Origin of the sequence: Paraburkholderia sp. SIMBA_053, from assembly GCF_046534895.1 — a bacterium.
In the GTDB taxonomy this organism is placed as follows: Bacteria; Pseudomonadota; Gammaproteobacteria; order Burkholderiales; family Burkholderiaceae; genus Paraburkholderia; species Paraburkholderia caledonica.
The window spans coordinates 1-229 of record NZ_JAWRXU010001949.1 but is presented as its reverse complement, the minus strand read 5'-3'; the positions used below and the strand labels follow the sequence as shown (position 1 = coordinate 229).

Sequence of the window (229 nt, the reverse complement as noted above, 5' to 3'; positions counted from 1 at the left end):
CAGATCAGCTTCGCCACGCTCTTCATTATGATCATGACGCTCGAGGAGCACTTCACGCCGATACAGGCGCTCGTGAATGCGTCGTGGATACTCGTTGGCGGACTCTGGTTCACGGACTGGTCGACTGCCGTGAGCCGCTGGATGATGCATCGGATCGAGCAGCAGGCGCTCGCCGAAAGCGTGTTCGCCTGCGCCGATTATCTGCTCGCGCGCGCCGCGTTTTACGACC

General features: G+C 60.7%; 1 protein-coding gene. It reads left to right on the top strand.

What is annotated here, in order from left to right:
- Positions 1 to 229, top strand: a 229-nt coding sequence (locus SB753_RS42350) for an FUSC family membrane protein (protein WP_410805869.1), incomplete at both ends; no start/stop codon positions are given.